The 7,833-nt window shown below is 30.2% G+C and carries 9 protein-coding genes and 1 pseudogene; 3 read left to right on the plus strand and 7 right to left on the minus strand.

Annotated elements, in window-relative coordinates; translation table 11 throughout:
* Window positions 1–28: 28 nt before the first annotated feature.
* Together B4E59_RS14485 and recG are read right to left on the minus strand one after the other, a co-directional pair.
* Window positions 29–193, minus strand: a complete 165-nt coding sequence (locus B4E59_RS14485) for a hypothetical protein (protein WP_181816300.1) — start codon at window positions 191–193, stop codon at window positions 29–31.
* A 178-nt stretch (window positions 194–371) separates the two neighbouring features.
* Window positions 372–2,477: an ATP-dependent DNA helicase RecG gene (gene recG / locus B4E59_RS14490; RefSeq protein ID WP_291053641.1), complete on the minus strand. Its 2,106-nt coding sequence runs from the start codon at window positions 2,475–2,477 to the stop codon at window positions 372–374.
* 111 nt (window positions 2,478–2,588) lie between these two features.
* Between recG and B4E59_RS14495 the strand changes: the two genes are divergently transcribed.
* Window positions 2,589–3,182 (plus strand): thioredoxin family protein, encoded by a 594-nt coding sequence (locus tag B4E59_RS14495; protein ID WP_115000253.1) that lies wholly within the window; start codon window positions 2,589–2,591, stop codon window positions 3,180–3,182.
* Window positions 3,183–3,252: 70 nt separating this feature from the next.
* Window positions 3,253–3,813, plus strand: a complete 561-nt coding sequence (locus tag B4E59_RS14500; protein ID WP_115000255.1) for a TlpA family protein disulfide reductase — start codon at window positions 3,253–3,255, stop codon at window positions 3,811–3,813.
* Between the two features lie 65 nt (window positions 3,814–3,878).
* Here B4E59_RS14500 and B4E59_RS14505 read toward each other — a convergent pair whose 3' ends face one another.
* Entirely contained in the window at window positions 3,879–4,430 is a 552-nt protein-coding gene (locus B4E59_RS14505) for a DUF1697 domain-containing protein (RefSeq protein ID WP_115000257.1), read from the minus strand.
* A gap of 140 nt (window positions 4,431–4,570) precedes the next feature.
* Here B4E59_RS14505 and B4E59_RS14510 point away from each other — a divergent pair, with 140 nt between their 5' ends.
* Window positions 4,571–5,143: a TMEM175 family protein gene (locus B4E59_RS14510; protein ID WP_115000259.1), complete on the plus strand. Its 573-nt coding sequence runs from the start codon at window positions 4,571–4,573 to the stop codon at window positions 5,141–5,143.
* On the opposite strand, the gene B4E59_RS14515 is transcribed toward B4E59_RS14510, so the two are convergent.
* The 4 genes and pseudogenes from B4E59_RS14515 to B4E59_RS14530 all read right to left on the minus strand — a co-directional run.
* Window positions 5,144–6,208, minus strand: coding sequence for an NAD(P)H-dependent flavin oxidoreductase (locus B4E59_RS14515; protein ID WP_221854445.1), 1,065 nt, complete (start codon window positions 6,206–6,208; stop codon window positions 5,144–5,146).
* Window positions 6,209–6,214: 6 nt separating this feature from the next.
* On the minus strand, window positions 6,215–6,514 hold the full coding sequence (locus tag B4E59_RS14520; RefSeq protein ID WP_221854444.1) for a DUF3861 domain-containing protein: 300 nt from the start codon (window positions 6,512–6,514) through the stop codon (window positions 6,215–6,217).
* A gap of 127 nt (window positions 6,515–6,641) precedes the next feature.
* Window positions 6,642–7,391 carry a GLPGLI family protein gene (locus B4E59_RS14525; RefSeq protein WP_291053644.1) on the minus strand — a complete coding sequence of 250 codons (750 nt, stop codon included), beginning with the start codon at window positions 7,389–7,391 and terminating at the stop codon, window positions 6,642–6,644.
* Between the two features lie 338 nt (window positions 7,392–7,729).
* Window positions 7,730–7,833, minus strand: a pseudogene (locus B4E59_RS14530) (IS982 family transposase); the annotation flags it as partial.

The raw sequence follows: 7,833 nt of genomic DNA on the forward strand, positions 1-7,833 counted from the left end.
CTTATTTAGCGGTTTTGAGAGATATTATTTAATTTTTTCTAAATCGTTGAAAAGACATAGAAGGTTTAATTTTTATCGATTCATTAGCTATTAATACCATTAAATTCAAATGCTGATTGAACATCCATAGTGAATTTCCTTCAACCTCTACTCCTTGTGGAGTTCTGATAAGTTCTAAATTTGTGTACATCATAATCTATAATTTTTTGGTTGACGCTAATATTGTGTTAAAAATAATTTTTAATGTTAATTTCATTTAACACAACTGATAAAATTAAAAGTTTCTAATAAAATTCAGTATTTTGTATTTGTTTTTTAATAAACATAAATTATACCAAAAAATATACAAATGGTTTCCTTCATGTTAAATTTTAAGAAATTTGACTCCAACCAACTTTATCTTTATGATTTTCAATAAAATATTTTTTTGTTGGCTCATAAATCGAAGAAGAAAGTGTCGGATCTTGTGAAAGAATAGCTTCTACACATTTTCTTGCAGCATACAAAACTTCTTTGTCTTTCGCTAAATCAGCAATTTTAAGATTGAGAACTCCACTTTGTTGCGTTCCCATCATATCACCAGGACCACGCAATTCCAAGTCAACTTCTGCTACCTGAAAACCATCATTAGTTTCACACATTGTCTGAATTCTACGTTTCGAAACTTCATTCAATTTCCCTCCCGTCATCAAAATACAATACGATTGTTCCGCTCCACGACCTACGCGGCCACGAAGTTGATGCAATTGAGAAAGTCCAAAACGTTCAGAATTTTCAATAATCATCACCGACGCATTTGGGACATTAACACCTACTTCTATCACAGTTGTCGCCACCAAAATTTGAGTTTCATTATTTTTGAAACGATTCATTTCAAGTTCTTTATCCGCAGGTTTTTGACGACCATGCACAATACTTATCGCATATTCTGACAACGGAAAAGCACGAGAAATACTCTCGTAACCATCCATCAAATCTTTCAATTCTAACTTTGCTGATTCTTCAATCAGTGGATAAACCACATAAATTTGACGACCTTTCGCAATCTCATCTTTCATAAATTTGAAAACGCTTAAACGATGCGCATCTGTTTTATGAAGTGTTTTGATAGGTTTTCGTCCTTTTGGCAATTCATCAATCACCGAAACATCCAAATCGCCATACATTGTCATCGAAAGTGTACGTGGAATTGGCGTGGCTGTCATCACTAAAATATGTGGTGGAAGTTTAGCTTTTCTCCAAAATTTAGCACGTTGAGCGACTCCAAAACGATGCTGTTCATCAATAATCGCTAATCCTAAATTCTGAAAAATCACATTATCTTCCAACAAAGCATGCGTCCCGATAATGATTTTAAGTTTTCCATTTTCAAGATTTTCTAAAATTGGTTGACGCTTTTTCTTTGTCACCGAACCCGTTAATAACTCAACCGAAACATCCAAACCATTCAATAATTCTGTAATACTTTCGTAATGTTGTTGCGCAAGAATTTCTGTTGGTGCAATTAAAGCTGCTTGAAAACCATTGTCGACAGCAATCAACATCGTTAATAATGCAACCATCGTTTTTCCAGAACCAACATCACCTTGCAACAAACGATTCATTTGCGCAGGTTGACGAAGATCAAAGCGAATTTCTTTCATCACTCTTTTCTGTGCATTTGTCAATTCAAAAGGTAAATATTCATTGTAAAATGTATTGAAATAATGACCAATTTCTGGGAAAGGATTACTTCTATTCTTTTGTTTATTGACTGCTTTTTGAGAGAGATTTGCAAGATTTAGAAAGAAAAATTCTTCAAATTTCAGACGACGAATTGCTGCATTTAATTCTGTTACATCTTTCGGAAAATGAATTGCTTTCAACGCGTCATTTCTTCCAACTAATTTATAATGATCGAGAACATTTAAAGGTAAATTCTCAGGAATATCAATATTTTCAGCAAAAAGATTCATCATCATTTTTTGAAGAACACGATTCGTAATTCCTTTTTTCGTCAACTTTTCAGTACTCGGATAAACAGGAAATAATCCAAGCGGAATATTTTTAGCGTCTTCAACTAATTCAATTTCAGGATGTGTAATACTAAAATTATTATTGAACACATTTGGTTTTCCGTAAATCACAACTTCTTTGAAAAGATCATTTCTTAATTTCTCCTTTTGCCAAGAAGAAACTTTAAACCAAACTAATTCTAAAGTTCCAGTTCCATCTTGAAATTTCCCAACTAAACGTTTTACTTTTCCTTGGTTAATTTCTTCTAAACTAACAATTTTACCTTTCAATTGTATTTCGGCTGCTGTTGATGAAATTTCTGAAATTTTATAGAATTTCGATTTATCAACATAACGAAAAGGAAAATGCTGTATCAAATCTTCGTATCTAAAAATTCTGAATTCACTTTGCAGTGTTTTAGCACGCTCAGGTCCAGCACCTTTTAAATATTCTATTGTTTTTTTTAATGGATTTTGATACATTTTTCTACTTTCGAAAGTCGCAATTTACCAAATTTTAACGATAAACAATGTCATCATTGTTACAAAATAAGCTCGTAGAATTGCTTTATATTTGTAACAAATTAGAATCAAATGAATTTAACAGAATACATCAACAAAGGTTTATCATACGAAGATTATATCACACGCGTTGAAGATGATTTGGAAAACGAAATCGAAAACGATGATCCGAAAGAATATGTACAATATTATGCTTTGGGATTGCAACGCATGAACAGAATTTTTAAAACATTCAGTTTAAATCCTGCTCAAGAAATACGCGTTAAATCAACTACAAATAATTTAAAATTATTAGTAATTACAGAAGGTTGGTGTGGAGATGCATCTCAAATTTTACCTGTTGTGGAGAAATTGGCAAATGCACTTCAAGTTTCGACGCATTATGTTTTACGTGATGAAAACATGGAGTTGATGGAAAAATACAAAACAAATGGTGCAGCTTCTATTCCGATTATTATTGGAGTGAATGATGAAAATGAAGAAGCTTTCCGTTTTGGTCCTCGTCCACAAGCTGGAATGGAAATGTTGGCGCGTTTCAAAAGTAATCCTGATACGTATTCAGCAGATGATTTTCACGAAGATTTACAAAAATATTACAACAATAATAAAGGTGAAGATATTGTAAATGAAATTTTAGATTTGATTGACGAAAACATCGGTAATTAATCATTTTTTTCTATTTGTTCAACTTGATATTTGTTCGCATCTTTGTGTAAGATTTTATTGAAAAAGAAAAATGAAAGGAAATAAGCAAATTATTTTTGCCATCGTTGTAGTTGTCGCTTTAGTCGCTATTATGTTTACGCCAATTGGTACATTTTTTAAAAGTAAAATGGAAGATAATAGCCACGTTGCTGGTTCTGATATAGAATTAACAGAAAGTGATTATGATATTGATTTAATTGGTCATAACGGCGCTGCGAATACAAACTTGATTGATTTCAAGAAAAGTGGTGAAGTTGTTTTCCTAAATTTTTGGGGAAGCTGGTGTCCTCCTTGTGTTGCAGAAATGCCAACAATTCAGAAATTGTATGAAGCAAAAGGACAAAAAGTAAAATTTGTATTGATTGCTATTCAGGATAAACCGACAGTTTTTAATCCTTTTTTGCAAAAAAATAATTATACAATGCCAGTTTATGAGCCAAATAGTCCAATTTCGAATAATATGTTACCAAAGGTTTTTCCAACAACTTATATCTTAAATAAAAAAGGTGAAGTTGTGTTGAAAGAAACAAAAACGAGAGATTGGAACGATAAAGAAATTAATGATTTATTAGATAAATTAATCGCTGAATAATTTCATTCAAAAAGATAAAAAACCGTTATTAAATGATTAATAACGGTTTTTTTTATATCTGTAATTTAATTTTCTCTCATCAATGCTAATTGCAATAAAGCAGTTGTTGTATTTTGATTACGTGTAGTAGCACTTACATTAAATAGATTTTCGAAAAAATTATTGGTCAATTTTGTTTTTCCGTAACCAGAAGGACAATACAAATAAACGACATCATCAGCAATAAAATATTGTTCATCTTCAGTTTTCGAATTTTCAACTTTTTCAGTATTTATTTCCTCAGGTTTATTGGCTAAAAATGTATAATGCAAAAACTCTTTATCGATGCTAAAATCCTTTAAGAATGGATTATTTTCGATGATGTTTTTTAATTTTTCGATGGTTAAAATCAAAATTGGAACTTCAAAAGATAAACTTTCTACAATTTTATCGTGAATTAAATCTCCAATTTCTTTGATATCAGTCAAATTTGTCGAAAAAACTGCATTTCCACTTTGCACGTAAGTGGTAACATTTTCCAGTCTAAGTTCCTCTAAAAGTTTGGTTAAAACATCCATTTTGATGATTTTTTTACCACTCACATTTATACCTCTCAGAATTGCAATAAAAGTATTCATAAAACTATCTCTATTTACGAGAAACTTTGTTTAAAATTATGAAAATAAATATAATAGAAATTTTAAAACAAATCCCTAATTGTTACGATAATTTTGATAAATTAGCATCATTCTGAATAATAAAAAAACTAATAAAACCTATGACTACAAACAGATTAGAAGCTTTTAGCGATGGCGTTCTTGCAATTATTATTACCATTATGGTTTTGGATCTGAAAGTTCCGCTTGGAGATGATATAATGAGTTTGAAACCTTATATCCCAAAATTTCTGAATTATTTGTTCAGTTTTATTTATGTTGGAATTTATTGGAACAATCATCATCATCTTTTTCAGGCGATTGAGAAAGTAAATGGCGGAATTTTATGGAGTAATTTGCACTTGCTTTTTTGGTTGTCTTTATTACCAGTTTCCACAGGTTGGATGGGCGAAAATTACGACTCAACTTTTCCAGTTGCTTTTTATGGATTTGTCTTATTTATGAGCAGTGTAGCATTTATGATTATTGAAAAAATCGCTGTAAAACAAGAAGGAAAAGAATCAATAATTGGGAAATCTGTGAGTAGAAGTTTTAAAGAAATTTCTTCGAGTATTGGTTATTTGGCTGGAATCGGAATTTCATTTGTAAAACCAGAAATTGGTATTGTCATTTATGCTTTAATTGCTTTACTATGGCTAATTCCAGATAGAAGAATTGAAAAATCGATGCGATAATTATTGATAATTTTCCACAGAATCAATTAATTTTTGAAGAAGATTAGATGTAGAATCTTCTTCAAAATTTTTAAAAGATTGTCCTAACCATAAATTAGTAAACGCTGTATTTTCGTTCAATTTAGAAGCATTTCTCAACGGATTTGTTAATTTATTTTGATAAGGATAAGGTAAAACAAACTCAGAGTTTTCAAATAAATGAATAAATTCATTCTCAATTCCTCGTGCATATCTTCCAGAAAAACTTTTCGTCAAGATAATTTCACTTTCCCTTACATTTTTTAATCGTTCTTTTTCGAAGGATTTTAAAGCACTTTCATTGGAACACAAAAACAAACTACCAATCTGAAAAGCATCTGCACCCAATTGTTTAGCAGCCAAAAGTGTTTTCGTATCATAAATTCCACCAGCAAAAATCAACGGCTTTTTTACAACATCCTTTACTTGCGAAAACAATGAAAAGCCACCAATTTGAGGCAAAATATCTGGATTAAATGTTCCACGATGCCCACCTGCTTCAATTCCTTGTACACAAATCACATCAATATTCGATTTTTCCAATTGTATCGCTTCTTCCAGCGTTGTACAAGTCCCTATTAATGTCACATGATGTTCTTTAAGACGATTAATAGAATTATCGTCAAAATTGCCAAAAGTGAAACTCAAGATTTTGCACTTTTCTTGTAAAATTACTTCTATTTGTTCCTTATAACCATTTGGTTTTACAGCTTCAATCTCAGGAAAAACGATATCAAAGTTTTGTAGACGCGCAAGCTCAATTAACTTATTTTTTGTTGCATTATACTTTTGCTTTAATTCTGGTGTGATTTCAGGAATATCGTTCGCAAAAATATTGATAGCAAAAGGTTTATTCGTTAATTTTTTGGTTTGATAAATTCGCTTCAATGAATTTTCTGCATCCAAATCAGCAATTGGCAAAGAACCTAAACAGTTACAATTACTTGCTGCAGCAACCATTTCTGATGTCGTTACTCCAAACATTGGCGCTTGAATAATCGGATATTTTACGCCAAATAATGCTGTTAGTTCATTTTGCCAAATCATCTTTTTTTACTTTAAATTTTCTTTCAATTTAGGCATAAAAACTTTTATCGCAGGAAGTAAATCCTCAAAAATTGGATTGTTTTTATTCTTCATAACCACTTCCAAAAACAACTTTAAACCTATTGCAAATTCTACTGATTGATTTTCATTTTCGAACGGATTTTTAGATTTTATCATTTCAATAATCTTAAAAATCTCATCATGATTCATAAAATCTAAAACGATTGGAGCCTGTAATGGTGCATCTTTGTCTAATAATTCGGTCTGTTCTAACGTTAATTTGTAGTGATTTCCTTTCTTTGTCATATATCTAATTTTTCCAAAAGTAACAGATTAGAATTATCAAAAATTAAAATGATTATTCGTTTAATTGATTGATTAAATCAATAATATTTATTCAAAAAAAGAGTCACATTTCTGCAACTCTCTTTTGTTATTTATCAACTCCTTGATTTACTTGCTTATGACGTTCATTCATTGCTTTCATTTCCGCCATAAATTCTTTGTCTGTCACAACTTTTCCCTTTGTTGGCAAAGTAATCACAATATCTTTATCTAAAACTTCGATTTCTTTCATTGTAAAAATAGCCTTGAACTCATCTTCTGACATTTCTGCTTTCACAATCAATCCTGGTAAATTTGCATAACGATAAGGACCATCTATATAAGGTAAACTTGTTGTATACCACGCTATCACCTCTCTTCCTTCCTCATCTATTCCAACTGCTTTTGTCGCGTTATAACCTGCTATTTCTGTTTTTTCTTTTGTGATTTTCCATTGATAATCAAAGATTTTATCTTTAATCAAAAAGGTTTTCACGCCAAAATCTTTCACATTATAAAATTCATTTTTTTCATAATCTTTATATTGTGGATTTGCTTCTGCAGCAATAATCATCTGCACAATAGAATTGTCATTGGATTGATTATTATCAATTTTAATTTCAGGTTTGAAAGAAGACATTTTACCATTACTCTCCAATACAAATTTCACCGAAATTCCGCGATCTATTTCACTTTTGAAACTCGCTTGATACGCAGCAGGGATACTACTTTTGATCTTATCGAAATCTAAAATAAAATCTGTGTTGTAGATTACTTTTATGTTCTCCTTTTTAGTTTGTGCAAAAGAAATAATAGACGAAATAGTTGTAAAACATACCGAAAATATAAGTTTTTTCATGTTATAATAATTTATGGTTTTGTTATTCTCAAAAGTAAAGAAACAAAGGTAATGAATTTGTTAAATAAGGCACAATAAATCATATCAGATTCATAAAATATAATTTAAAAATTTAACAATTTCCTAAAATTGAGAATCAAATAAATTGAAAGAATAAATATTACTTTTAAAATATATTGACGACCAAAATTTATGAAATTACAAAAAGGAATTACAGGTTTTGACTCCACTCCTAATATACAACAGAAGATTTAGAGAAAATTCTGAAAAGAATTAAATATCCATTTACCAAGACAGAAGTTATTCTGAAAATGAATGATTCTTACCCGTTGTGCATATTAAATAATTTGAGTTTTTAGATTATTAATATTTCGATTAAAGTATGTTTTATTAATGTACTGAACCAAAGTAAGTGCAGTAGTTTTAGCTAAAATTCTGGTTT

It is taken from the genome of Empedobacter sp. UBA2044 (assembly GCF_002333005.1).
GTDB lineage: Bacteria > Bacteroidota > Bacteroidia > Flavobacteriales > Weeksellaceae > Empedobacter > Empedobacter falsenii_B.

What these genes read in the sequence shown, in the direction of transcription:
- B4E59_RS14520 (WP_221854444.1), bottom strand. Translation starts at nt 6,514, where the DNA reads ATGACAAAGAAAGGAAATCACTACAAATTAACGTTAGAACAGACCGAA.
- B4E59_RS14495 (WP_115000253.1), top strand. Translation starts at nt 2,589, where the DNA reads ATGAATTTAACAGAATACATCAACAAAGGTTTATCATACGAAGATTAT.
- B4E59_RS14500 (WP_115000255.1), top strand. Translation starts at nt 3,253, where the DNA reads ATGAAAGGAAATAAGCAAATTATTTTTGCCATCGTTGTAGTTGTCGCT.
- recG (WP_291053641.1), bottom strand. Translation starts at nt 2,477, where the DNA reads ATGTATCAAAATCCATTAAAAAAAACAATAGAATATTTAAAAGGTGCT.
- B4E59_RS14505 (WP_115000257.1), bottom strand. Translation starts at nt 4,430, where the DNA reads ATGAATACTTTTATTGCAATTCTGAGAGGTATAAATGTGAGTGGTAAA.
- B4E59_RS14510 (WP_115000259.1), top strand. Translation starts at nt 4,571, where the DNA reads ATGACTACAAACAGATTAGAAGCTTTTAGCGATGGCGTTCTTGCAATT.
- B4E59_RS14515 (WP_221854445.1), bottom strand. Translation starts at nt 6,208, where the DNA reads ATGATTTGGCAAAATGAACTAACAGCATTATTTGGCGTAAAATATCCG.
- B4E59_RS14525 (WP_291053644.1), bottom strand. Translation starts at nt 7,391, where the DNA reads ATGAAAAAACTTATATTTTCGGTATGTTTTACAACTATTTCGTCTATT.
- B4E59_RS14485 (WP_181816300.1), bottom strand. Translation starts at nt 193, where the DNA reads ATGATGTACACAAATTTAGAACTTATCAGAACTCCACAAGGAGTAGAG.